Below are 23,834 nucleotides of genomic sequence, written 5' to 3' on the forward strand. Positions count from 1 at the left end.
TTCAGCCGATACGGTATACCTTGTCCACAGCATACCTCTCTTGAGGGGATCGGTACAGCTCGTTTATACATATATGAAGATCCATGATTTCTTCTTCCAGAACACTCAAACGTTCGTCCTCCGTTTCACGCATTTCAGCCTCGAATACATCTATAGAACGGCTAAGGCTCTGTTCAGCACAGTTTATTTCAGTTTCTATATCAGAAAGCATTCGGAGAATATCTGTCTTGCTTACGTAACCGGACATTTGTGTTCCTCCCTTTACTCTTCTCTCTCGGTTAAATTCTTTGCTCGTACGGCGCAATCCTTCCGCATGACAAAACTAGAAGCAAATCGCCAAACAAACAGGTATTCCACGAAAAGCTGAAGTTTTCGACAAAAAGACACGCAAAAATTGTATGATCCTCACGCTTAATGCACACGATACTTGTGAGGAGGTGCCGTATGAAATCTAGACCGAAAAAAGCCGGCCAGCAAAAAAAGACGGAATCAAAAGCAGTTGATTCTTTAGATAAAAAACTAGGCGGCCCGAACCGTCCTTCTACGTAAGAAGCAAGGAAATTCCTTGCTTCTTTTATTTCTTCAGCCAATGCTCCACCGCAAAGAGCGCATGCAGCTGACGTTTTTTGTTTACATACCAGTCAGTCAATTCTATCTGCCGCGGCAATGCCTCCCGCGCAAAGAGGCCTTTCTTTATCTTTCCATGAAACCAATCTGTTTTCTTTCCGTCTAATGAGTGAGTTAATTCAGGGTAGCATGTCCTTAGCATAGGAGATGTCCTTTTTGTGATTCCGATCATTTGTTCCATATCAAAACGGGAGCCTGTATGCGGCACTGTGTGCAAAAAGTCATAAAAAGAAGAAAACAGTTCCGGACTGAACAGCAATTGTGACAGCTGTTTTCCAAGCCTTATCCTTTCTTCGGTTTTAGAAAAACGCTTGGCCGTAATACCGTAAAGAATGCCGTCTGAAGAAGGAAAAATAACGGTGTTGAAATGAAACCAGTCACTTAAATAAAAAGGAATCGTGCCAAAAACGTTCTTTTTGAACGAAGGATTTTGTATAATAGGTGTTTGGATAGTGTTTTGTTCATTTATAATGAGAGCATACATGAGCCGCTCCGTGTTTCGTTCATGCCAAAACCGGATCCACTCTTCTGTCATAAATTGTGATACGCCAAACAATTGCAGATAGTTGAACAGGGGCTTCCCGATTTTTACAGACCAGTGGTACAAAAGAAGCTGCGGATAGGCATCTGAAAAGATGAGCCAATTCGCTCTCTCGTAGGCCAAAAAGAACCACCTTTGCTGTGACTCACGCAGACCAAGCTGAAACAGACTGCCCTTTAAATCAGTCATTGACCAGCCGGCATTGCGTGAAACGAAGGAAGCTAAGAGCGACCATTTAATTTCCGGATGACGGTCATAGAATGCTTTATAAGCATTCGTTCTTGAAATATTATCGGCGTTTTTGACTGCCGTCTGCCGCTCAATCCGGCGAAGAAGCTTTCTGATGGCCTGTTGTTCTTGCACGTTCATTCACTTCCGTCACTAATAGTTTAATAAGGAGGATGAGAAAGTGATTCGGTATCCTAACGGAAAAACGTTTCAGCCGAAACATCCGGTTTCATCCCAAAACAGTCATAAAAGAGCGCCATCTTACAGTAATCGCGGAATGACCCTCGAAGATGACTTAAACGAAACGAATAAGTATTATCTGACAAACCAAATTGCCGTGATACACAAAAAGCCGACACCTGTTCAAATTGTAAATGTCCATTATCCAAAAAGAAGCGCTGCAGTCATAAAAGAAGCCTATTTTAAACAATCATCGACAACAGATTATAACGGAATTTATAAAGGGCGGTACATTGACTTTGAGGCGAAAGAGACAAAAAACAAAACCTCTTTCCCCCTGCAGAATTTCCATGACCATCAAATTGAGCATATGAAGCAGGTAACGGCTCAAGACGGTATTTGTTTTGTTATTATATCCGCTTTCGGCCAGGTTTATTTTTTAGAAGCCGATAGGCTGTTTTATTTCTGGGAAAGAAAAGAAAAAAACGGCAGAAAATCAATTCGAAAAGATGAGTTAGAGGAAGCAGCTTATCCGATTTCTCTTGGATACGCGCCAAGAATTGATTATATTAGTATTATTGAGCAGCTTTATTTTTCGCCATCATCTAGTGCGAAAGGTTGATTAACGAAAGGTTGAGATGTTATGTCAGATCAATTTACGAGTCGTGAAGCTCGACGTAAAGCGAACAGCAAGTCGAGCCCTTCACCGAAAAAAGGCAAGAAACGAAAAAAAGGCGGATTGTTTAAAAAGACGCTATTCACTTTACTCATTTTGTTTATCCTGGGTGTAGTCGGCGGCGCCGTAACATTTGCCGTCATGGTTTCAGATGCGCCATCACTGAACGAAAACAAATTGAAGACGCCTTATTCTTCAACTATTTATGATAAAAACGGAAAAGAAGTCGCAGAAGTAGGTGCCGAAAAGCGAACCTACGTCTCGATAGATGAAATACCTGATGTCGTAAAAGAAGCCTTTATCGCGACAGAGGACGCACGTTTTTACGAACACCACGGGATTGACCCTGTCCGTATCGGAGGTGCCCTTGTCGCCAACTTTAAAGACGGCTTCGGAGCTGAAGGCGGAAGTACGATAACCCAGCAGGTCGTTAAGAACTCCCTTCTGTCCCATCAAAAGACGCTGAAACGGAAGGTACAGGAAGTGTGGCTTTCAATTCAGCTGGAGCGCAATTACTCTAAAGATGAAATTTTAGAAATGTATTTAAACCGAATTTATTTTTCTCCTAGAGCTTACGGAATCGGAAAAGCGGCGGAAGAATTTTTCGGCGTCACTGATTTAAGCAAATTGACTGTGGAACAGGCTGCGACACTTGCGGGTATGCCGCAAAGCCCTACAGCGTACAATCCGGTTAAAAACCCTGATAAAGCGGAAAAAAGACGGAACATTGTACTCAGCCTGATGAAAAAGCAAGGATTTATTTCTGATTCTCAATATACTAAAGCCAAAAAAGTGGCGATGAAAGATGAAGGCGTTGTTTCACAGAAGGAATATGAAAAAACAAACTCAAACAAATACAGCGCGTTTGTCGATGAAGTCATGAAAGAAATAGATGAAAAATCTGATGTCGATCCATCTGCTGACGGATTAAAGATCTATACAACACTGGATACAAAAGCACAAGACACTTTAGATGAATTAATGGATGGGGATACTGTCGGATTTACTGAAGGAATGCAAGGCGGCGTTTCGCTTCTTGACACAAAAACTGGTGAAGTCCGGGCAATCGGCTCCGGAAGAAATTCAACAGTTGGGGGCTTCAACTATGCCACTCAAGGAAAAACTCAGCCTGGTTCTACAATAAAACCAATCCTAGACTACGGACCAGTTATTGAAAATAAAAAATGGTCCACTTACGAGCAAATTGATGACTCAGCTTATACGTATTCAGATGGAACACCTATCCGCGACTTTGACCGTCGATATAAAGGGCCTATGTCCATGCGGGAAGCACTGGCACAGTCCCGTAATATCCCAGCTTTAAAAGCATTCCAAGCAGTCGGAAAAGACACTGCAGTGGATTTTGCTAACGGATTGGGACTCGGTTTAAATAAGGAAAAAGTGTATGAATCGTATTCTATCGGAGGATTTGGAAAAGGAAATGTTGGTGTCTCTTCACTGACTATGGCAGGAGCATACAGCGCATTTGGAAATAACGGAACGTATAATGAACCGCATTTTGTGAAGTCTATTGAATTTAACGATGGAACAAAGCTTGACTTAACACCGAAATCAAAGTCAGCAATGAGCGATTATACAGCCTTTATGATTACAGATATGCTGAAAACAGCTGTTAAGACAGGTACTGGACAGCTTGCACAAGTACCTGGAGTCGAGGTAGCCGGTAAAACAGGAACAACAAACTTTGATGAAGATACAATACAAAAATACAATATCGCCCCTGGCGGTGTGCCTGATTCCTGGTTTGTCGGGTATACACCTCAGTACACTGCTGCTGTATGGACAGGTGTAGATTCACAAAACAAGTTAGGGAAAAAATCTTTAAATTCTACAGAACAGCAAGTCGCAAAACGTCTATTTGCAAAGCTCATTGCCCAAGTCGATGACGGAAGCGGATCATTTGAAAAACCTGATAGCGTAGTGGAAGCGACTGTGGAAAAAGGCTCTAATCCAGCAAAACTGGCAGGGCCGAATACGCCAAGCGATAAAAAGGTCACAGAGTACTTTGTAAAAGGTACATCTCCTTCTACTGTTTCTAAAACATATGAGAAAGAAGAGAAAGAAGAAACAGCAAAACTGTCTGGTTTAAGTGTGAAATATGATAAAGACAATCAATCATTGACATTAAGCTGGAAGTACGACGGAGATGCTACCTTTGCTGTTAAGCAATCTGTTGATGGCGGCAGCTACTCTGAAGTTCAAAACAGCTCTGCAAAAGAAGCAGTCATTTCGGGCGTGCAGCCAGGCTCTGTATACAAATTCGAAGTGACAGCCGTCAGTGATGATGGCAAAAGTTCAGCGTCGACATCCTATGAAGTGCCAAAAGCCGAAGAGGATGAAGATAAAGAAGACCAGCAGCAAACGGATGATGAAAATAAAGATGATGAGAAGACTCAGGATGACACACAAACTGATGATACTCAAACAGATGACAGTCAGACAGATCAAGATCAGACAGATGATTCAACAAACGATCAAGACAAAAAACAAGACAACACGAACACCAACCCGTCTGACAACAGCAACCAAGACCCATCTAACGATAACAGCAACAATAACAACGGCCGCAAAGAAGAGGACGCGTCAGATGGTGACTCAACGGATGATTCATCAGGATCTAATCCAGATAAAAACAAAACAAATACATCTGACAATACACAAACGAATTCATCATCAACTGAAAAAACGAATTAAAGACAAAGCCATCACCCTTTAAAAGGTGGTGGCTTTTTTCTGCAAAAAAAAACCTCCTTTTTAGGGGAGGTTTTATCGTTTCATCGCGTGATGCTTATAGAAATGCTTCTTCATTTCTGTAAAAAGTTCATCTAGCTGGATAAAGCAATGGTACTGGGTCGGCTTCAGCAAAATGAACTCCACTCGTTCATCCCAATTAATCGGCTTAGCCGGAAAAGATTTCTTTGTCAGTTCTGACCAATTCAGCGATATCACCCGCTCACCCGCTGTCCAATGAAATGAAGCCAGTAAACATACAATACCTTTAAGCATGTCGTTTTGGTCGCATCTGGACTTTCTTGTTTGAAATACAGGGAGAAGTGATTCTTTTGTCTCTTCCCACACTTGAAATAGATACGGAACGTACTTGCCGCTGTTTTCCCATGGCAATATGTCTTGCGTGGTCTCGCAGAAGTCAAAATACAAAGGATTAATCCTTAATGGTTCCTTGATATCAGAGAAGTCAATGTGTCCTAGACTGCGCAAATATTGCTCATAAGAAGCTAACAATTCATTCGCTGCCGTCATCGTTTCACCAGCCCTTTTTTATCTCTCTTCTGCCCTTCTCTGCACAGAGAAAACAATGGACATTCCGCACAGCGCGGCGATTGTGCCTTACAGTGGTATCTTCCGAAGAATATGAGACGATGATGGGTAACGGACCAATCTTCTTTAGGAACCTTGCGCATCAGTGTCTTTTCGACTTCCAGCACCGAATCCTTCCACCGGCAGATTCCCAGACGCTTGCTGACCCTCTCGACGTGTGTATCCACTGCAATGGCCGGTACGCCAAAGGCAACAGATACGACAACATTGGCGGTCTTCCGGCCAACTCCTGGGAGTTTCACAAGCTCATCACGGTCCTTCGGTACTTCTCCGCCATAATCTTCAATAATCATTTTACTCAGTTTTTGAATATTTTTTGCTTTATTACGGTACAGACCGATTGATTTGATATCCTGCTGAAGCTCTTCCAGAGAAACAGATAAATAGTCTTCCGGCCGTTTATATTTTTGAAATAATGTTTTGGTCACCCTGTTTACAAGTGCATCTGTACATTGCGCAGATAAAGCGACTGCCACCACTAATTCAAAGGGATTGGAATGAACAAGTTCACACTCCGCGTGGGGAAACATGTCGCCTATCTTCTCTAAACAGAATTCAATTTGTTTTAGATTTAACACGATTGTCACCTTTTCACTTTATTGTTCAAGCCAATTGTAAAAAGGAACCTGCCTCTTATACTCTTTTTGCGGTTCATTCTGTTTTGTTTGAACACGCCGGAATTTTTGGCTGTGGATTTTGGCCTGCTCCACTGTTTTCAGCCCGTTTTTCTTCCATTCAAACAAAATCCGGTCAATGTAGCGGAAGCTGAGTTTTCCTGATAATACAGCCTCTTTTAAAGCGTGTTTAATCAGCTGTGCATCATGCTGATCCTGATCCTGCCAAATGGCCAGCGTTTCACACTCTAAAGGAGATAACGGTCTTGCAAACTCTTCTTCAAAAATCGTATAAAGGCTTTTTTGTTCCCCTTCTGCTTTTCTTTCTTGTGTTTGATTCTGTGCAAGCTCTATATACTCATAGAGCTTGCCCCATAAAGGCTGGAGTGAATATTTCTCAAACTTGATGCCGTTTTGGTCTTCGCCTTCCTCAATAAACAGAAAACCCTTTTGGATAAACATACGCAATCTGTTCGTGCATTCTTCAACAGAAATCGTCATGCCTTCCTGCAGTTCATGCGGTGTAGGAAAATAAGATCCCTTTTCTAAATGCATTTTGATTTTCAACAGCAGAATCAGTTCTGTTTCGTTAAGTCCAAGCTGTTTATAATGGGTCAGCAGAAGATTGGGGATCGTCGACATCCCCATCTCCTGCATATCAATAAATTGCTGTTTTTTCATCGTTACACCTCTTACTGTAAAGGATAGTGTTTTCCCCTTTACTGTAAAAAGTCTCCCTTGCAGGAGACTCTTTTTTTGTTTCATTTAAATGTATTACGGATACAGACGGTTCAACAGTCTTGGGAACGGAATTGTTTCACGTACGTGAGGCGCTCCGCTGATCCAAGCTACTGTACGCTCTAATCCAAGGCCGAATCCGGAATGTGGAACTGATCCATATTTTCTAAGTTCAGCATACCATTTATATGCGTCAGAATCCAGTCCATGTTCTTTAAGACGCGCTTCCAAAAGTTCCATATCGTGAATCCGTTCAGAACCGCCGATGATTTCTCCGTAGCCTTCAGGCGCGATCAGATCTGCGCAAAGCACTACATCTTCGCGGTCAGATGCCGGCTGCATATAGAACGGTTTTAAGGACGTCGGATAGCGAGTGATGAAAACCGGTTTGTCATAGTGCTCGGCAATCGCTGTTTCATGAGGCGCTCCAAAATCGTCTCCCCACTCGATATCGTCAAAGCCTTTTTCTTTCAGAAAATCAACCGCTTCGTCATACGTAATTCTTGGGAACGGCGCTTTGATTTGCTCAAGTTTTGACGTGTCTCTTCCTAGTGTGTTTAATTCAATTTTGCAGTTCTTAAGAACCGATTGCACGATGAAAGAAACGTAATTTTCCTGTACTTGAAGGTTCTCTTCAAATTCTACAAACGCCATTTCCGGTTCGATCATCCAGAATTCGATTAAGTGACGTTTTGTTTTAGATTTCTCTGCTCTGAACGTCGGTCCGAAGGAGAATACTTTTCCTAATGCCATCGCCGCAGCTTCCATGTACAGCTGTCCGCTTTGAGAAAGGTAAGCATCTTCATCGAAGTATTTTGTCGCAAAGAGCTCAGTTGTTCCTTCAGGCGCACTTCCAGTCAAAATCGGCGGATCTACTTTTACGAAGCCTTCGTTATTAAAGAATTCGTAAGTCGCGCGAATGATTTCATTACGGATTTTCATGATCGCATGCTGACGCTTTGAACGAAGCCATAAGTGTCTGTGATCCATCAAAAATTCCGTACCGTGTTCTTTTGGCGTAATTGGATAATCAGTCGCTTCGTGAATGACTTCAATATCTGTCACAGCTAATTCATAACCAAGCGGAGAACGCTCGTCCTCTTTGACAATTCCTTTTATATAGAGTGACGTTTCCTGCGTCACAGATTTAGCCGTTTGGAAAATGCTTTCTTCAACCTCCGCTTTTACAACGACACCTTGAATAAAACCTGTACCGTCTCTCAGCTGTAAAAACGCGATTTTCCCGCTTGAACGCTTATTAGCGACCCAAGCTCCGATCGTTACTTCCTCACCTACGTGCTTGTACACTTGGTTGATTGTTGTTTTCAAAATATTTCCCTCCAAAACAAGAAGACATTCGGAAGCTTTTGCCCCGCGAACTCTTTTATCATCACTTTATTATACCCGGTCTTAACTGACCGGGTCAATGCAGATAAAAAGCGGCTTTTTGTCAGCCGCTTTCTGATCCGTTAGCTATGTTTTTCTACAAAACGTTTGATTCGTTCCACCGCTTTTTCTAGAAGGTCTAATGATGTCGCGTAGGACAACCGGACATTATCAGGAGAGCCGAATCCGGAACCTGGAACAATCGCGACTTTTTCTTCTTCAAGAAGCGCCTTGACAAATTCATCTACATCTTTGAAACCGCAAGTTTGAGCTGCTTTTTTTGCATTCGGAAATAAGTAAAAAGCACCTTCCGGCTTCACACAGCTGAAGCCCGGGATTTCAACGAGCTGATCATAAATCGTGTTTAATCTATGCTCAAATGCTTTTCTCATCTCCTCCATTGGCTCAGAAGGTCCGTTGTATGCGGCAATCGCTCCGTATTGTGCGATAGATGTCGGATTTGACGTGCTGTGGCTTGCAAGGTTTGTCATCGCTTTGATGATCTCTTCTGCTCCAGCCGCATAACCGATTCTCCAGCCTGTCATGCTGTGTGATTTTGATACGCCGTTGATGACGATCGTTTGCTCTTTCAAACGGTCAGACAGCTGTGCGATAGAAACGTGTTTTTTTCCGCCGTATGTAAGTTTTTCATAAATTTCGTCAGATACTATCAGGATGTCATGATCAAGGCATACTTCGCCAAGCGCGGCCAGCTCTTCTTCCGTATACATAACGCCAGTCGGATTGCTTGGTGAATTAATAACGATTGCTTTTGTTTTTTCTGTAATCGCTTTTTTCAGCTGCTCAGGAGAAATTTTAAAGTGATTTTCCTCAAGCCCTTCCACATAAACAGGCTGACCGCCAGCGAGTTTCACCTGTTCCGGATAGCTTACCCAGTACGGCGTTGGGATAATCACTTCGTCTCCTTCATCCAAAATCACTTGGAAAAGGGTATACAGTGCATGTTTGGCACCAGTACAGACAATCAATTGAGACGGTTTGTATTCAATATTCTGGTCACGTTTAAATTTCTCTGCAATGCTGTTCTTTAATTCAGCCAAACCGCCTGAAGGCGTATATTTCGTATGTCCTTCGTTCATTGAGCGTACAGCTGCATCAATAATGTGCTGCGGTGTATTGAAGTCGGGTTCGCCCGCTCCAAGGCCGATGACATCATGGCCTGCCGCTTTCAATTCTTTCGCTTTCGCTGTAATGGCCAGTGTGGTAGACGGTGTTAATGCGGATACTCTTTTTGCCAGTTTCAACTTGAACTCCCCCTAATTCGTCTTAAGGCGTGATATTTTTGAGAATCTTTCCAGTTGTAAAGTCCACATAACTTAAACTGTATTGCCCTTCTTTGTCTAAGTACGTTACTTCCCAAAGCAGGACGTTCCCTTCTCTTGCCAGGTGAACCTCTTTTTGCTTTGAAACCAGCCCTTCATCTTGTATGATTTTCGCCGCTTTGTCCTCGGTGATTCCCTCTTTTGCTTCTTTTGAGAGAATTTTTGCTTTTTTATCTTCAGGAACCCATACATATAATTTGATGCCTTTTTTGTCGGTTCCCTTTACGATATAATACTTTTCTTTTCCGACAAATGTTTCGACTTGATCAACGCTGGTGAGGTCGGTTTCTTTTTTCGCTTCAGCAGCTGCTGCTTCGTGCCCCTTTTCCTTTTGTGCCATGGCTGATTTATAAATGTTTGCCGAGACAAGAAGTACTGCTAAAAAAATAATACCAAATATGGCGGTAAATATTAATGCTTTTTTTCTCATCTTCTCACCTACGTACGATAAATGGTAAAAACGGCTTGGTTTTTGTTTTCTTCATCAAGCGCAAGACCGAACATCAGATTATCTCTTTTCAGTGTCCGATTCAGCGTGTCTACAATTTTATAAAGGTCATCCGAATGCTCTACATTAATTGTTGAAAGAATTTCGATTTTGCTTTCCATTTTTTCATCCTCCAAATTGAACAAATATTGTTAGTCATACTCCTTTTCAGGACGCGCCATACTAGTACCACAGAGCGGAAAAAACCGCTTTTACAAATAAAACACGTCCTACTCCCACACCGGAAAGCCGCTTTATGCGGCTTTTATTCACTTTTTCCGGCAACATAAGCTTCAATCTCACTGTCAGTCACTTCAGATATTGCGGACGTCGGCAGAGCGTCAAGAAACAGGCGCCCGTAACCAGCGGTTTTGACTCGCCTGTCTAATATGACAATCGTTCCTTTGTCTCCGGCTGTCCGGAGCAAGCGCCCAATTCCTTGTCTGAACGTCAGCACCGCTTCCGGCAGTGAGACCGTTTGAAACGGATTGCGCCCTTTTTTCCTCGCCAGCTCACATTTTGCAGCGTGCAGCGGATGATCCGGAGCCCGGAAAGGAAGTCTCACGATGATCACTGTCGTCAGCTCATCACCAGGGAAATCAACGCCTTCCCAAAAATGATTCGTTCCAAGCAAAATGGCCTGATTGGCTGTTTTGAACGTTTTCATCAGTTTTCCGGGACTGCCGCCGGTTATGCCCTGAGCCAAAAGCTGAATGCCTGAAACACTCATGGCGAGCTTGAGTTCCTGATGTACTTTTTTCAGCATGTCATGAGACGTAAACAGCACAAGGATTTTCGGCTGTTTTTCTTTTGCCATCAGTTCGATATAACGTGCGGTATCCTGTATAAATTCAGTCTGCCCCGTATCTTGGATCGATTTTATTTCTTTTGGAATCATTACCTGCATCCGCTCATCATAAGAAAAAGGCGACGCGATCCTCATTGTGCGGGGGAAAAAGTCGCTTAACCCCAAACGCTCAATGATAAATTGAAACGAATTTTCTATCGTTAGGGTTGCAGATGTAAGAACGACACTGTTTTTCCGGGCAAAAAACTGATCAGCAAGAAGCTCGCCCGGTTCCAGCGGCTGCGCATATATAGCTACTGCATTCTTTGCACCTTTAGCATCTATCTCAATCCAAACCGCTTCATTTTCATCTGAGCCAAAGAACAGCTGATTTAGAGTCTGGCAGTACTCCCCCAAATCATTCATGCTTCTACTATATTCATCGGCCAAAAAAGCATTTTTGCTTTTCATAACCGTCACATGTTCTTCCATCAGAGCCGTCTGGGTCTCGAAAAGCTGCTGCAAATGCGCCAGCATAGAACAAAGCCTTTCCGCTCCATCTGTTAAAATAGGCCATCCTTTATCGTGACTTTTTTTGTTCACGTTAAAGACAAGACGGTTTAAGTCTTCTTTAGGTTTTCTTCGTTTGACAAAAGAATGCACAGAGCTGAAAAACGCATCACTTTCCGCCTGAATATGCTGAATCCACTCCTCCACTTCGAAAAATGAATCCACCGGCAGGCTGTGGCGCTGAAAAAGCTGTCTCATTTTTTTCAGAAGCCCCTGCTCTTTCAGCGTTCCGATTCTGCTCAATTTTGTATGCAGTTCTATGTAAGTTGCTCTTTTTCCTAAATGTTCGCTTGCAGCACGTTCAAAATGGTGTGCTTCATCAATTACAAAAGTCCCGCTATCCGGGAGTCTTTTTTTCCGGCTTGCCTCATCGGTTAGCAGAAGAGAATGATTCGTAATCACCAGATCAGACCGCATGGCACTTTGTTTGGCCCGTTCATAAAAACCAATCACTTGATCCCTCTGATTTCGTTTATAAGAATGATCATCATATGCCAATCTGTCCCACAGCAGTTTTCCGCCTGACGGCAAATTCAGTTCTGCTACATCTCCCGTGTTTGTCTCTGTCAGCCAAACAAGAAGCTGGGCTTTTGTCAAAACGGCATCATAGTTATCGTCTTCCTCATGAAGCACCTGCTCAAACTTATAAAGGCACAGATAATGCGTTTGCCCTTTTAAAATAGCCGCAGTCACCGAAAAAGGGAACATATCTTTGATGATCGGCAAATCCTTCGTCAAAATCTGCTGCTGAAGAAGGGTTGAATACGTGCTGATGACGACCGGTTTTTTTGATTTTTTAGCAAAAAGCGCAGCCGGAATCAGGTAGCCGATCGTTTTTCCGATTCCGGGAGCAGCTTCAATCAGCGCGTGTTCACGATTGGCAAAGGCCTCAGCCACTTCTTTCATCATCAGCATTTGGCCTTCTCTTTTTTCGTACTGGGGCATGAACTCAGAGAGCGCTTTTTCATTTCCTGCTGCCCAATTTTCTATCTCAAATAGAAATTCTTCATCTTCATTGAGACGTTCAATCCCAGGTTCAGGTTCTCTGACAGAAAAAGATGAAAAACGCGTATAGCCTGGCATATCTGTATGTCTGTTTTCATAAATGAACATATCTAACAAATGCGTCAGATCACTGATAAAATGCTGTGACAGCCTTCTTAATTGCTTTAATGTCGGATAAGGAAGCCGCCTTAGCTTTTCAAGAATTTCCAAAAAAATAAGTCCTGTGACTTCAGCGTCGCTGTCAGCTCGATGCGGCTGATCATGCCGCAGCTGAAGCTCTTCGCTTAATTCAGTCAGCTTATATCCCTCAAATCCCGGAAATGCGATACGGGAGAGCTCAACAGTATCCAGCACTTCACAATCTGGGAGCTGGAAACCCGCTTTATGTAACTCATGCTTCACAAACCCGAGGTCAAAATGGATATTGTGGGCGACAAAGTAAGCGCCGTCAAGCAAATGAAACACTTCTTCAGCCACTGCTTTAAACGGCGGCTGATTTTCTACCATTTGATTCGTGATTCCCGTAAGCTGTTCAATAAAAACCGGAATGGATTTATTTGGATTAATATATTTTGAAAACCGCTCAGTAATTTGTCCATTTTCAATTACAACCGCTGCAATTTGAATGATTTTATCGCCCTTTTTTGGCGAATTCCCTGTTGTTTCTACATCTATAACAACGAACCGTTGCTTTTTCATTAAAATGGACACCTCAATTCTTGCATACGACAAAAGTGTAACACGTTTTGTACGGAAATGGAGCGGCAAAACCGTTTTACGCTGAAAATCTTAAACGAAAACCCCCGATAAAGGAGGGGGCGGTATATCTACAAAATGGTGCTGGCAGGTTCTTGTCCAAGCATTTGTTCAATTTTGTTTTGGTCATTCAAAACGGCAACTTTCGGCTGATGGTTTGCCGCTTCTTGATCAGACATCATTTTGTAGGAAATAATAATAACCTTATCGCCTTCCTGTACAAGGCGTGCGGCAGCTCCGTTTAAACAGATGACTCCGCTTCCGCGCTGACCGGGAATAATGTACGTTTCCAGGCGTGCTCCATTGTTATTATTCACAATTTGCACTTTTTCATTAGGAAGCATTCCTACCGCATCAATAAGATCTTCATCAATTGTAATGCTGCCCACATAGTTAAGATTTGCTTCTGTAACCGTTGCCCTATGAAGCTTTCCGCTCATCATCGTGCGATACATCATTATATTCTCTCCATTTCTCGAATATCAATAATGATATTGTCTATTAAACGCGCTTTTGAAAATGCAACTGCTACAGCCAGAATAATCTTTCCTTCGAGCTTGTTCACAGGCTCAAGTTCCGGATAAGAATATAGCTCAACATAATCAATTCTGCCGCTTGTCGTTTCAATGATGTCTTTTGCAGCATTGATGACCGCTTCAGGATTTCTCTCACCTGCTCTGATCAGCTCGGCACTCGTCTGAAGGGCTTGGTAAAGCTTAGGCGCTTCTCTTCTTTCCTCAGCCGTTAAATACACATTCCGGGAGCTTTTGGCTAACCCGTCTTCCTCTCTGACCGTATCTACAGCAACCAGTTCAATATCCATGAAGAAATCACTGATTAAACCATCAACAACTGCCACCTGCTGCGCATCCTTTAAACCAAAATAAGCGCGTGTCGGTTTAACAAGATTGAACAGCTTCGTCAGCACGATGGCAACTCCGTCAAAGTGTCCTTCTCTTGAACGCCCGCATAAAACATCTGTACGTCTCTCAACATGTATCGTTACATTTTTTTCACCGGGATACATGTCACGGGCATCAGGAGTGAAAAGAATATCAACGCCGGCATTTTCCGCAAGAGCGGCATCACGTTCGAGATCGCGCGGATACGCTTCAAAATCCTCCCCGGGACCGAATTGCGTCGGATTTACAAAAATACTCATAACGACGGCATCATTTTCTTGTCTGGCTTTGTCTGCCAAGGTTAAATGCCCTTCATGAAGAAATCCCATCGTCGGAACAAATCCGATTGTTTTGCCTTCTGCCTGATATTGTGTAATGATTTCTTTCAGCTGTGAGATATCTGTAATCTGCTTCATCTTATTTTCCTCCGTACAAGCCTTCCAGAACTGCCTGATTCATCTGAAAGGAATGCTGTTGTTCAGGGAAAGCACGATGTCTTACATCATGGACATATCCACTGATTGCTGTTTCTATAGTGCCGTCAATTTGCGTATATTGTTTCACAAATTTAGGTGTTCTAACAACACCATGGCCGATAACATCGTGATAAACAAGAACCTGTCCGTCCGCTTTTACACCAGCTCCGATTCCAATGACAGGAATGGATAATGTTTCTGCGATTTTTGACGTGAGTTCTGCAGGCACACATTCAAGCACAAGCATCATGGCTCCCGCTTCCTCACATTTTATGCTGTCTTCTATTAATTTCTTGGCGCTTTGTTCATCTTTGCCCTGTACTTTATATCCGCCTAATACACCGACTGATTGCGGTGTCAGCCCTAAATGACTGACAACAGGAATGCCACCGATCGTCAAGGCGCGGATGGATTCAAACACCCCTTCACCGCCTTCCAGCTTCAGCGCGTCGGCTCCGCTTTCCTGAACGATAGCTGCGGCATTTTTCAGCGTATCCTCTTTAGACAAGTGATAGGACATAAACGGCATGTCGGTTACGATAAAAGTATTTGGCGCACCTCTTTTGACCGCTTTCGTATGATGGATCATATCCGCAACTGTCACGCCGACAGTTGAATCAAGACCTAGCACGACCATTCCTAGTGAATCGCCGACTAAAATCATATCCACTCCCGCTTGTTCAGCAAGCTTGGCTGCCGGATAATCGTATGCCGTCAGCATGACAATCGGTTCTTCCTTCTCTTTCATTTTTAAGAAATCAAGTTTTGTTTTCACTTTTTCTCCTCCTCATTTTTAGAGGAGATGAGCTGCCGTTTCTTATCCAAGCCAAAAAACCTTCCGCTACACGAGAAGGATTCTTCACTTTCTAAAGTTCGGCGAGTTTCATCCCTCTGTCCCAGTCCTTTTTGGATCAAGGCAGACTGCTGCTATGTCTATCTATTTTTTATGAATAGGTGCAGTTCGCAGGCGATACTGCCCAATGGAAGTATATCAAAATCAACAGGCTTGTACCAACTACAATGAACCCATTTCGATATCTGCCGAATAGATTTTTTTTATGCCTTCCTTTGTTTCTAAAAGAAGAACACCCTCTTCGTCTATTCCTAAAGCTTTCCCATAAAATGTTCCGTTTAGCGTTCTTGCTCTTAATTCACTGCCGATACCCAGCGCGTAGCTTTCCCACAGAAGTTTAATCGGCGTGAAACCATGCGCTAAATAATCGCGGTACCGTTTTTCAAAAGAAAGCAAAATATGCTGCATGATGCTGGCCCGATCTATTTTTTCACCGGCTGCCTGACTAAGGCTCGTTGCGGTTTCCTTTAGCTCCTCGGGAAAATCATCGGCCTCTTGATTAACGTTTATGCCTGTTCCGATAATGACTGAACGGACGCGGTCTTCTTCCGCCTGCATTTCAGTTAAGATGCCGACTGCTTTTTTTCCGTGAATTAATATGTCATTAGGCCATTTAATATCCGTTTGGAGACCTGTTGCCTCCTCTATTCCTTGCACAACAGCTACCGCAGCAAGAAGCGTAAGCTGAGGTGTTTTTTGAAGCGGAATGTCTGGACGCAAAATTAGGCTCATCCAGATGCCTGTTCCTTCTTGAGAATGCCACAGCCTTGACATACGCCCTCTGCCGGCTGTTTGTTTATCTGCGACAACGAGAGTGCCCTCCGGCGCGTTATCATTAGCAAGCTCATGAGCCTTTTTTTGAGTGGATGAAAGGACGTCATGATAAAAAAGATGCTGGCCCATCACTTCTGTTTTCAGCCCAAACCGAATTTCACTTTCACTGAGTTTTCCAGGCTTTTTGATAAGCCGATACCCTTTTCTTCTGACAGCTTCCACTTCATAGCCTTCTTTGCGAAGCTCCTCAATATGCTTCCATACAGCTGTTCTCGAGCATCCGAGAGCATCACTGATTTTTTGGCCGGAAATAAACTCGCTTCCGGCCTGAGAAAATAATTCAATAAGATCGTTTCTTAAGGTTGATCGCATGTCTTCAGCCACTCCTCTATGTGTTCCTTCTGATTGGAGAGCTTTCCCGTTACAACAGCCTGCTCTATCCGCTGTAATTCTTCAGATACCCATTTTCCAGCGGGCTGGTTTCGCAGTGCAAGTAAATCCCGCCCTGTGATGGCAAGATTCTTCAAACTTTTGATGGGCAGGCTTTGATAAGCTTCTCTAACTTCCTCCAGTCTCTCGCCGTTCAGCTGCTTGGTTTGCCGGAGCATTGATATTTTGACCGCGGATAAAAGCGCTTTTTCACCTGCCTTGTACATGGACATAGCGTCAAGGCTCTGGCCAAATGTATCGGCAATGTGAGCGGCTTCCTTCATCACTTTTCCAGGGAGCTTCCAGGCTTTCAGGAAAAGCATCGCTTCTTTCAAGTCTATCTGAAGATCAATTAAAAGCGCTGCCCAAAGCTCCTCACGAGAAGCGAGAAGAGAAAACGGAAACTCGCTCGCCGTCAGCAGGTTCTCTCGTTTGTGATAAAAACCGGGCAGTTCTTCATAAAGCCCCGTATGTACAAGCATTTGAATGGCCTCTTGGGACGCTTTTCCCAGTAAAAGCTTCTCGAACTCTATAGTTTTCCGTTCGACTGACACATGAGACAGAAGTGTTTTCTCTTTTATGATCGCTTCTTCTGTTTCTTTCGAAAGCGTAAATCCGAGCTGGCTCATAAATCGCACCGCTCTCAGCATGCGAAGCGCATCCTCCTGAAAGCGGTCCTCCGGTTTTCCAACCGTTCGAATCAGCTGCTGATCAATGTCTTTCTTGCCGCCAAAATAATCAAGAACTTGACCGTCAGCTGTCATGGCCATCGCATTAATCGTCAAATCCCTGCGTTTCAAATCCTCTTCTAATGAGGTGATAAAGTGCACTTCTGACGGTCTTCTGTAATCTTCATAATCTGATTCAGTCCGGAATGTAGTGACTTCATAGGTATCATCTTCCCAGAGCACGATAATGGTTCCGTGCTCTTTGCCGACATCAACTGTCCGCTTAAAAAGCCGTTCTACTTGGTCCGGTGCCGCATCTGTCGCAATATCGACATCTCCAATTGTTCGTTTCATATAGCTGTCACGAACTGCGCCTCCGACAAAGTAAGCTTGGTGGCCTGCTTCAATTAATGTGCGGAGCACGGGCAGTGCTTTAATAAAAACTTGTTCCATGTCATCACTCCGGTTCTGCTAAATCGGCATATATCTGTTCATACTGGCTGACAATCTTTTGTGACGAAAATTCATTATTGAGCATTTCCATGGCCGCTTCGGTAAACCGCTTGCTCAGCTGTTCGTCTTCTAAAATGCGAACCGCTTTGGCTGAAGCGGCTTCGACATCGCCGACATCCACCAAAAACCCGCTCACATTGTTTTTTATCACTTCAGGGATACCGCCAATATTCGTTCCGATGCAAGGTACTCCGCATGCCATCGCTTCAAGCAGGACAAGGCCGAAACTTTCTTTTTCAGACAGCAGCAGCTTCAAATCACTGATAGAGTAAAGCTCCTCGACACGGTCTTGATTTCCAAGCATCAGCACTTGTTTTTCCAGCCCATATTTTCTGACAAGCTCACAGGCCACTGATTTCTCAGGACCGTCTCCGACTAAGAGCAGTTTTGCTTTTGTTTTGCCGGCTATATTGCGAAACACCTGGATGACATCCTGCACACGTTTGACCTTTCTGAAGTTGGACACATGGATCACGACTTTTTCATCCGGCAGTATGCCGTGTTTCTCTTTAATGGCCGCTGTGTTTTTCTTAAGGTATACACGTTCATCTATGAAATTATAAATCGTTTCTATTTTTTTCTCCGGCTTAATTAAATCGTACGTTTCAGCAGCAAGGGCTGATGAGACCGCTGTCACCCTGTCTGAAGCCTCTATCGCAAAACGGATAAGATCTTTTAAGGATGGATCGTAGCCTAATACTGTAATATCCGTTCCATGCAAAGTTGTTACGATGCCGATATTCCGTTTCAGCATCTGCTTTGCGAGATAAGCGCAAACGGCATGCGGCAGAGCGTAGTGAGCATGGATAATGTCTAAATTCTCCCGTTCCGCCACCTCAGCGATTTTGCTTGCCAATGTTAAATCATACGGCGGATATTTAAAAACGGCATATTGGTTAACTTCAACTTCATGAAAGTGAATATTAGGATGGTATGTATTTAATCTAAACGGGATGCTCGATGTTATAAAATGGATTTCATGACCCTTTTCAGCAAGCTGTTTCCCGAGTTCTGTCGCAATGATACCTGAGCCGCCGACGCTCGGATAGCATGTAATGCCTATTTTTAACTTTTTCATTGTTCGCCCCCAAGCACATCATGATCCAGCATCAGCATCCGATTGGAAAAGAAGCCCTCGGCGTACCCTACACCCGCTTCTTTGCCGTACAGCTTTTCTCTTGCTTCAATAATCTCGATATAACCGTTCGTCAATGGTGTTGAAACAGAATTCTGTGACGGTACAAACTGGCTTTTGTAGGCATTGAGGCTTTTCTTTTTATCCTCTATTGTATCCGAGATATCAATAACAAAATCAGGCTGATGAAAACCATTTATCATATAATAGTAGACCTTACTTACTTTATGCGCGGGCAGGCTGTTTTCATCTTTATATTTATGAATTCCTGCTGAAAAGATCGCTTCTTCTACCAGTGCGGCAGCATTGCCGTGATCCGGATGACGATCCTTTTTATATGGCATAAACACCGCTTTCGGCCGGCAGGTTCTAATGACTGTGACAATCGCCCGAATCGCCTCATCACTCATCATCAGCCCGCGGTCAGGGAGCGTCAGCTGAATTCTTTTGTCCACACCTAATATACGGGCTGCTTCGGCCGCTTCTTCTTTTCGCAAACTGACTGTTCCGTTTGAAGACAACTCCGCTTCAGTCAAATCGCATATCACAGCTTTTTTTCCCTGTTTGACAAGCTTTGCTATTGTGCCGCCCATACCGATCTCGACATCATCACTATGGGCGCCAAAAGCAAGAACGTCAGCATTATACATGAGGTTCTTCTCCCCGAAGAAGATTGCGGAATTCAAAAACGCCTTCATCAAGTGTGCGAACAAGAATTTCTGCAGTTCCCATATTGGTGGCAAGCGGAATTGAATAAACATCACATAAACGGATTAATGCCGAGACATCCGGTTCATGCGGCTGTGCGGTCAGCGGGTCGCGCAAAAAGATAACTAGGTCAAGTGCGTTAGCGGCAATTAACGCGCCGATTTGCTGGTCTCCGCCTAAAGGGCCGGATTGAAAACGCTGAATTTGAAGGCCGGTTGCCTCTTGAATTTTCAATCCCGTTGTTCCCGTTGCATATAGATCATGATGACTCAAAATCTCTTGATAAGCGGTTGTAAATTGGATCATATCCTGTTTCTTCTTGTCATGCGCGATCAAAGCAATTTTCATCATTTATCCCCCTGTCTAATCAATGATATTTTCCAATCCGTAGACAAGCTGATCAATCTTCATGACTTGTTCTACAGACAGTTTTACACCGGACATGAAGGAAGCACGGTTATAAGAATCATGACGGATCTGCAGCGTTTGGCCGTCCATGCCGAACATCACTTCCTGATGGGCGATCAACCCTGGAAGACGAACACTGTGCAGACGGATTCCGTTTAGCTCCGCACCTCTTGCTCCTGGAAGGATTTCTTTTTCATCTGGATGTCCTTGCTGTTTTTCTTTTCGAACCTCGGAAATCATTTCAGCGGTTTTGAGAGCCGTTCCGCTTGGCGCATCAAGCTTCTGATCATGGTGAAGCTCAATAATCTCAACATCATCGAAGTAATTGGCAGCCATTTTTGAGAATTTCATCATGAGTACCGCACCCAATGCAAAATTTGGAGCGATGATAGCCCCGATCCCTTTTTCTTCTGTCAGAGATGTAAGTTCTTTCAAATCAGCTTCAGAGAAACCGGTCGTACCCACTACAGGGCGGACACCGTGTTCTAATGCAACTTTTGTATGTACTTTCCCGATTTCGGGTGTAGTTAAATCGATCAATACATCTGGTTTTGTTTCTGTAAAGCAGGCATGGATATCTGTGTAAATAAGAGCATCAGACTCAACAGACATCACATCAGATAATTTGTGCTGATCGTATGTATGGTCAACTGCTCCGACTAGGTCAAAATGAGGTGTTTTTTCCGCCAATTTAACAGCTTCTTGCCCCATTCTTCCCCGCGGTCCTGCAATGACTACTTTAATTGTTTCGTTTGACATCTTGATCTCCTCTACTTTCCTTCTTCTTTTCTTGTCCAGCGGTCTTTATCTCTTGTATTAAATTTATGCATGACTCGGTCGTGGGCTTCCTCTAATGAAATATCAAGTGAGTTGGCTAAACAAACCAATACAAACAGCACATCACCCATTTCCTCTTCCATGCTTTTATCATCTTCAGTCGCTTTTTTTGGTTTTTCTCCATAACGATGATTGACTTCTCTTGCAAGCTCGCCCAGTTCTTCGGTTAATCTTGCCATCATGGCAAGCGGGCTGAAATACCCTTCTTTAAATTGGCCGATGTAGCGGTCCACCTCAGCCTGTATATCTTTCATTGTTTTATCATTCACTGCACGAAACCTCCTATCATCCTCTTACATGTTAGCTAATTCGGATACGTTTGACAAATGTTTAAGCACGTTTGCTGTTTTCTTTTGCATCCACTATAATATAAACGCTATCTAATGGAAGGAAAAGGGGTTTTGTGTGATGCTTGGAGAAATTAGATTAAAAAACATATTTTTTATTTTAATCGGTGCAGCAATTTTTTCATTTGGCCTGGTTCATTTCAATATGCAAAACAATCTGGCAGAGGGTGGATTCACGGGAATTACACTATTGCTTTATGCCCTTTTCCATATTAGTCCTTCTATTTCAAACCTGGTTTTGAATATCCCGATCTTTTTTATCGGCTGGCGTTTGCTGGGCAAGACGATGTTTGTATACACCCTAGTTGGTACTGTAGCACTGTCTTTATTCCTCAGCATTTTTCAGCGATATGAAATACATATGCCCCTTCAGCATGATCTTGCGCTTGCCGCTTTATTTGCCGGCGTATTCATTGGAGCCGGCTTAGGCATTATTTTTAAGTTCGGCGGTACGACGGGCGGGGTTGATATCATTGCCCGTTTGGTCAATAAGTATTTTGGGATACCAATGGGCCGAACGATGTTTGCTTTCGATGCTTGCGTGATCATTTTATCATTGCTTACCTATCTCTCTTACAAAGAAGCCATGTACACATTGGTTGCCGTTTTTGTGGCGGCAAGACTGATTGATTTTATTCAGGAAGGCGGATACGCAGCTAAAGGTGCAACAATCATCTCTTTTAAAAACGACCAGATTCAGAAGAAAATTCTTGAGGAAATGGAACGGGGCGTTACCATTTTGAAAGGACAGGGATCCTACACGAAAGAGGATCTAGACGTGCTGTATTGTGTAGTGCCCAAAAATGAACTGGTCATGCTGAAAAGTGTGATTAACTCCATTGACCCTCATGCCTTTGTCGCGGTCAGCGATGTCCACGATGTGCTTGGAGAAGGATTTACACTCGATGAAAATAAAAATCCGCTCCCGCGCTAATGTTTTTTGATAACAAAAGGCGGCTGCCGCCGCCCCTCTTACTCATTTTGGATAATCCCGCTTTTTTAGTTTCTTTTTCTCCGCTCTGTATTTTCTGTAACCGACATAAGTAAGTGCAGTAATGATGATACCGCCTGTAGTAATCATCACCCATAACAAAGACGGATCTGCATCATCCTCTTCCACCCTGTCAAATACACTCTTCAGATCGTTCTGGAGTAGGGAAAGCCGTTCAAGCTTCGTACTCTCGGTCATTTGCTGAAACCCCTCTTGCTCAATCACTTCAATATGTTTTCCGACTGTATCAAGCTGATCTTCTGATATATCGATTGTAAGACTTGGATAAATCAAATCATACAAGCTGATAAATTCGTTCCACTTTTCATGAAAGCTCGTACTTTCATTTTTTTGGACATCCTGCTTGAGTTCGGCAAAGACCTCCATAATCGGCTTCTCCAGTGACCCCCAAAGGGGATCAGACTGATTGTCAACAGCATCCATCAGCATTCTGAACTGCGCGGCTGCTCTGAGCTTTTGTGTGTCTGATGCATCAGCCTGTTTTAAACTCCGTACCATATCGTTATAGCCCAAAGTAATTTGGCGAATTTGGGCTCCAGTTAACATGCTGTCTTGCTTCTGTTTTTCAGCGGATTTTAATGTTTTTTCAAAATAAGATAAGACTTGTAGCGCCTCTTCATATTTCGACTGGCGGGTCATTTGAAAAACCGTATCGGATAAATCATTCAATTCCTTGAGGCTTCCCCGCTCTTCAGCCTTGGCATTCCCATTATAAAAAATAAGAGCAATCAACAAACAGATCGTCAGCTTTCGTTTCATGCAGGTCCCTCCCACTCTCTCTCCTTACAGAATATGAAGGAAAGGACAAGGATAGACCAAGATTGTCTTACGTCAGTTGAAGCTTTGTTTGCTTTTTCGAAATGACGAGATAGAAGGCAAGTCCGATTGAAAAGATGCTCAGCCAAAACGTTCCGTATCCTATGTCAGTCATATATTCAGAAAGCATGGAGTATTGCGGCATCATCCCAAACAGGTAATCAATGACATCATTATGAAGCGTCCAGACCGCAGCGATAACAAGATGCCATAATGAAAATCGAAAATACGGGCTGTACAGCACCCCCTGGACAGCCATTGCAAAATGCGAGGCAATCAGCATATAGCCTTCCCATGGCAAATCACCCGTGACAGCCAATACGAGAAGATTCATTCCGACCGCCCACAAGCCATATTTCACGAGCGTCACTAACGCAAGCGCTTCAAAAAGCGGAGCATTCCGCTTCATGAGAAAGGCCAGCAGCACAAACAAAAAGAAAAACGTTGCTGTCGGGCTGTCCGGAACAAAGATGAGAAAACGGGCCGGCGTCTCCAAAAGCTGAGGCAAGTACCAATAGTATCCGTAAACCGTTCCCAGAAAATTGATCGCTAAGACAAGAATAAGCATCGTTCGCTGTCCTAATACATATTGAAACCATTTCACATCAAATCAACTCTCAGTCTGTAAAAATAATGTGTCCATATAAAAAAGCTGACG

The 23,834-nt window shown here is 43.4% G+C and carries 26 protein-coding genes; 4 read left to right on the forward strand and 22 right to left on the reverse strand.

Annotation, left to right across the window (positions count from 1 at the left end):
- Position 1: 1 nt before the first annotated feature.
- A complete protein-coding gene (locus WA325_RS02890) occupies positions 2-247 on the reverse strand; it encodes a DUF5446 family protein (protein WP_095713163.1) in 246 nt (81 codons plus the stop codon).
- 197 nt (positions 248-444) lie between these two features.
- On the opposite strand from WA325_RS02890, the gene sspM reads away from it, so the two are divergent.
- Positions 445-549, forward strand: a complete 105-nt coding sequence (gene sspM, locus WA325_RS02895; protein ID WP_010334703.1) for an acid-soluble spore protein SspM — start codon at positions 445-447, stop codon at positions 547-549.
- Between the two features lie 25 nt (positions 550-574).
- Here the strand turns inward: sspM and WA325_RS02900 are convergent, their stop codons facing one another.
- Complete coding sequence (locus WA325_RS02900; protein ID WP_336183186.1) at positions 575-1,537, reverse strand: DUF2515 domain-containing protein; 963 nt, start codon at positions 1,535-1,537, stop codon at positions 575-577.
- A gap of 40 nt (positions 1,538-1,577) precedes the next feature.
- Here WA325_RS02900 and recU point away from each other — a divergent pair, with 40 nt between their 5' ends.
- Together recU and WA325_RS02910 are read left to right on the forward strand one after the other, a co-directional pair.
- On the forward strand, positions 1,578-2,198 hold the full coding sequence (gene recU, locus WA325_RS02905) for a Holliday junction resolvase RecU (protein WP_044155259.1): 621 nt from the start codon (positions 1,578-1,580) through the stop codon (positions 2,196-2,198).
- A gap of 21 nt (positions 2,199-2,219) precedes the next feature.
- On the forward strand, positions 2,220-4,967 hold the full coding sequence (locus tag WA325_RS02910; protein WP_336183187.1) for a PBP1A family penicillin-binding protein: 2,748 nt from the start codon (positions 2,220-2,222) through the stop codon (positions 4,965-4,967).
- Between the two features lie 72 nt (positions 4,968-5,039).
- On the opposite strand, the gene WA325_RS02915 is transcribed toward WA325_RS02910, so the two are convergent.
- The 18 genes from WA325_RS02915 to WA325_RS03000 all read right to left on the reverse strand — a co-directional run bounded on the left by WA325_RS02915 (position 5,040) and on the right by WA325_RS03000 (position 21,270).
- On the reverse strand, positions 5,040-5,534 hold the full coding sequence (locus WA325_RS02915; protein ID WP_105954966.1) for a YpoC family protein: 495 nt from the start codon (positions 5,532-5,534) through the stop codon (positions 5,040-5,042).
- Complete coding sequence (gene nth, locus WA325_RS02920) at positions 5,531-6,190, reverse strand: endonuclease III (RefSeq protein ID WP_105954965.1); 660 nt, start codon at positions 6,188-6,190, stop codon at positions 5,531-5,533. The genes WA325_RS02915 and nth overlap by 4 nt, the downstream gene beginning before the upstream one ends.
- Before the next feature lie 18 nt (positions 6,191-6,208).
- Positions 6,209-6,907: a DNA replication protein DnaD gene (gene dnaD / locus WA325_RS02925; protein WP_044155229.1), complete on the reverse strand. Its 699-nt coding sequence runs from the start codon at positions 6,905-6,907 to the stop codon at positions 6,209-6,211.
- Positions 6,908-7,000: 93 nt separating this feature from the next.
- On the reverse strand, positions 7,001-8,293 hold the full coding sequence (gene asnS, locus WA325_RS02930) for an asparagine--tRNA ligase (RefSeq protein WP_202852563.1): 1,293 nt from the start codon (positions 8,291-8,293) through the stop codon (positions 7,001-7,003).
- Between the two features lie 140 nt (positions 8,294-8,433).
- Entirely contained in the window at positions 8,434-9,615 is a 1,182-nt protein-coding gene (gene aspB, locus WA325_RS02935) for an aspartate transaminase AspB (RefSeq protein WP_024121838.1), read from the reverse strand.
- 22 nt (positions 9,616-9,637) lie between these two features.
- On the reverse strand, positions 9,638-10,123 hold the full coding sequence (gene tseB / locus WA325_RS02940) for a cell wall elongation/penicillin-binding protein regulator TseB (RefSeq protein ID WP_024121839.1): 486 nt from the start codon (positions 10,121-10,123) through the stop codon (positions 9,638-9,640).
- Positions 10,124-10,131: 8 nt separating this feature from the next.
- Positions 10,132-10,302, reverse strand: coding sequence for a YpmA family protein (locus WA325_RS02945; protein WP_003225588.1), 171 nt, complete (start codon positions 10,300-10,302; stop codon positions 10,132-10,134).
- A 143-nt stretch (positions 10,303-10,445) separates the two neighbouring features.
- Positions 10,446-13,241, reverse strand: a complete 2,796-nt coding sequence (gene dinG / locus WA325_RS02950; protein WP_336183188.1) for an ATP-dependent DNA helicase DinG — start codon at positions 13,239-13,241, stop codon at positions 10,446-10,448.
- A 128-nt stretch (positions 13,242-13,369) separates the two neighbouring features.
- Positions 13,370-13,753 carry an aspartate 1-decarboxylase gene (gene panD, locus WA325_RS02955; RefSeq protein WP_044156733.1) on the reverse strand — a complete coding sequence of 128 codons (384 nt, stop codon included), beginning with the start codon at positions 13,751-13,753 and terminating at the stop codon, positions 13,370-13,372.
- Positions 13,754-13,755: 2 nt separating this feature from the next.
- Positions 13,756-14,616: a pantoate--beta-alanine ligase gene (gene panC / locus WA325_RS02960; RefSeq protein WP_105991741.1), complete on the reverse strand. Its 861-nt coding sequence runs from the start codon at positions 14,614-14,616 to the stop codon at positions 13,756-13,758.
- A gap of 1 nt (position 14,617) precedes the next feature.
- The gene (panB, locus tag WA325_RS02965; RefSeq protein ID WP_336183189.1) at positions 14,618-15,451 is read right to left on the reverse strand and encodes a 3-methyl-2-oxobutanoate hydroxymethyltransferase; all 834 of its coding nucleotides are present in this window, start codon (positions 15,449-15,451) and stop codon (positions 14,618-14,620) included.
- 240 nt (positions 15,452-15,691) lie between these two features.
- Positions 15,692-16,675 carry a biotin--[acetyl-CoA-carboxylase] ligase gene (locus WA325_RS02970; RefSeq protein ID WP_105991739.1) on the reverse strand — a complete coding sequence of 328 codons (984 nt, stop codon included), beginning with the start codon at positions 16,673-16,675 and terminating at the stop codon, positions 15,692-15,694.
- Positions 16,660-17,853 carry a CCA tRNA nucleotidyltransferase gene (locus WA325_RS02975; protein WP_305934394.1) on the reverse strand — a complete coding sequence of 398 codons (1,194 nt, stop codon included), beginning with the start codon at positions 17,851-17,853 and terminating at the stop codon, positions 16,660-16,662. Before WA325_RS02975 ends, WA325_RS02970 begins: the two co-directional genes overlap by 16 nt.
- Positions 17,854-17,857: 4 nt before the next feature.
- Complete coding sequence (gene bshA / locus WA325_RS02980) at positions 17,858-18,991, reverse strand: N-acetyl-alpha-D-glucosaminyl L-malate synthase BshA (RefSeq protein WP_024121846.1); 1,134 nt, start codon at positions 18,989-18,991, stop codon at positions 17,858-17,860.
- Positions 18,988-19,698 (reverse strand): bacillithiol biosynthesis deacetylase BshB1, encoded by a 711-nt coding sequence (gene bshB1 / locus WA325_RS02985; protein WP_024121847.1) that lies wholly within the window; start codon positions 19,696-19,698, stop codon positions 18,988-18,990. The genes bshA and bshB1 overlap by 4 nt, the downstream gene beginning before the upstream one ends.
- Positions 19,691-20,104 (reverse strand): methylglyoxal synthase, encoded by a 414-nt coding sequence (gene mgsA, locus WA325_RS02990; RefSeq protein ID WP_044155160.1) that lies wholly within the window; start codon positions 20,102-20,104, stop codon positions 19,691-19,693. Before mgsA ends, bshB1 begins: the two co-directional genes overlap by 8 nt.
- A 15-nt stretch (positions 20,105-20,119) precedes the next feature.
- Positions 20,120-20,923: a 4-hydroxy-tetrahydrodipicolinate reductase gene (dapB, locus tag WA325_RS02995; protein ID WP_095713173.1), complete on the reverse strand. Its 804-nt coding sequence runs from the start codon at positions 20,921-20,923 to the stop codon at positions 20,120-20,122.
- Positions 20,924-20,934: 11 nt separating this feature from the next.
- Positions 20,935-21,270, reverse strand: a complete 336-nt coding sequence (locus WA325_RS03000; protein ID WP_105954956.1) for a nucleotide pyrophosphohydrolase — start codon at positions 21,268-21,270, stop codon at positions 20,935-20,937.
- A gap of 139 nt (positions 21,271-21,409) precedes the next feature.
- Here WA325_RS03000 and WA325_RS03005 point away from each other — a divergent pair, with 139 nt between their 5' ends.
- Positions 21,410-22,282: a YitT family protein gene (locus WA325_RS03005; protein ID WP_105954955.1), complete on the forward strand. Its 873-nt coding sequence runs from the start codon at positions 21,410-21,412 to the stop codon at positions 22,280-22,282.
- 42 nt (positions 22,283-22,324) lie between these two features.
- Here the strand turns inward: WA325_RS03005 and ypjB are convergent, their stop codons facing one another.
- Positions 22,325-23,119: a sporulation protein YpjB gene (gene ypjB / locus WA325_RS03010; RefSeq protein ID WP_336183190.1), complete on the reverse strand. Its 795-nt coding sequence runs from the start codon at positions 23,117-23,119 to the stop codon at positions 22,325-22,327.
- A 67-nt stretch (positions 23,120-23,186) separates the two neighbouring features.
- The gene (locus tag WA325_RS03015; protein ID WP_181185685.1) at positions 23,187-23,780 is read right to left on the reverse strand and encodes a DUF1405 domain-containing protein; all 594 of its coding nucleotides are present in this window, start codon (positions 23,778-23,780) and stop codon (positions 23,187-23,189) included.
- Positions 23,781-23,834 lie beyond the last annotated feature (54 nt).

Origin of the sequence: Bacillus sp. 205(2023) (assembly GCF_037027485.1) — a bacterium.
Classification (GTDB): Bacteria; Bacillota; Bacilli; order Bacillales; family Bacillaceae; genus Bacillus; species Bacillus halotolerans.

Excerpts from the sequence above, each read along its gene's own strand:
- WA325_RS02890 (WP_095713163.1), bottom strand. The coding sequence starts at position 247 with ATGTCCGGTTACGTAAGCAAGACAGATATTCTCCGAATGCTTTCTGAT.
- bshA (WP_024121846.1), bottom strand. The coding sequence starts at position 18,991 with ATGAAAAAGTTAAAAATAGGCATTACATGCTATCCGAGCGTCGGCGGC.
- sspM (WP_010334703.1), top strand. The coding sequence starts at position 445 with ATGAAATCTAGACCGAAAAAAGCCGGCCAGCAAAAAAAGACGGAATCA.
- WA325_RS02975 (WP_305934394.1), bottom strand. The coding sequence starts at position 17,853 with ATGGAACAAGTTTTTATTAAAGCACTGCCCGTGCTCCGCACATTAATT.
- WA325_RS03005 (WP_105954955.1), top strand. The coding sequence starts at position 21,410 with ATGCTTGGAGAAATTAGATTAAAAAACATATTTTTTATTTTAATCGGT.
- WA325_RS02970 (WP_105991739.1), bottom strand. The coding sequence starts at position 16,675 with ATGCGATCAACCTTAAGAAACGATCTTATTGAATTATTTTCTCAGGCC.
- tseB (WP_024121839.1), bottom strand. The coding sequence starts at position 10,123 with ATGAGAAAAAAAGCATTAATATTTACCGCCATATTTGGTATTATTTTT.
- mgsA (WP_044155160.1), bottom strand. The coding sequence starts at position 20,104 with ATGAAAATTGCTTTGATCGCGCATGACAAGAAGAAACAGGATATGATC.
- dapB (WP_095713173.1), bottom strand. The coding sequence starts at position 20,923 with ATGTCAAACGAAACAATTAAAGTAGTCATTGCAGGACCGCGGGGAAGA.
- WA325_RS02945 (WP_003225588.1), bottom strand. The coding sequence starts at position 10,302 with ATGGAAAGCAAAATCGAAATTCTTTCAACAATTAATGTAGAGCATTCG.
- dinG (WP_336183188.1), bottom strand. The coding sequence starts at position 13,241 with ATGAAAAAGCAACGGTTCGTTGTTATAGATGTAGAAACAACAGGGAAT.
- WA325_RS02915 (WP_105954966.1), bottom strand. The coding sequence starts at position 5,534 with ATGACGGCAGCGAATGAATTGTTAGCTTCTTATGAGCAATATTTGCGC.
- dnaD (WP_044155229.1), bottom strand. The coding sequence starts at position 6,907 with ATGAAAAAACAGCAATTTATTGATATGCAGGAGATGGGGATGTCGACG.
- bshB1 (WP_024121847.1), bottom strand. The coding sequence starts at position 19,698 with ATGTATAATGCTGACGTTCTTGCTTTTGGCGCCCATAGTGATGATGTC.
- panC (WP_105991741.1), bottom strand. The coding sequence starts at position 14,616 with ATGAAGCAGATTACAGATATCTCACAGCTGAAAGAAATCATTACACAA.
- panD (WP_044156733.1), bottom strand. The coding sequence starts at position 13,753 with ATGTATCGCACGATGATGAGCGGAAAGCTTCATAGGGCAACGGTTACA.
- WA325_RS02910 (WP_336183187.1), top strand. The coding sequence starts at position 2,220 with ATGTCAGATCAATTTACGAGTCGTGAAGCTCGACGTAAAGCGAACAGC.
- WA325_RS02900 (WP_336183186.1), bottom strand. The coding sequence starts at position 1,537 with ATGAACGTGCAAGAACAACAGGCCATCAGAAAGCTTCTTCGCCGGATT.
- ypjB (WP_336183190.1), bottom strand. The coding sequence starts at position 23,119 with ATGAAACGAAAGCTGACGATCTGTTTGTTGATTGCTCTTATTTTTTAT.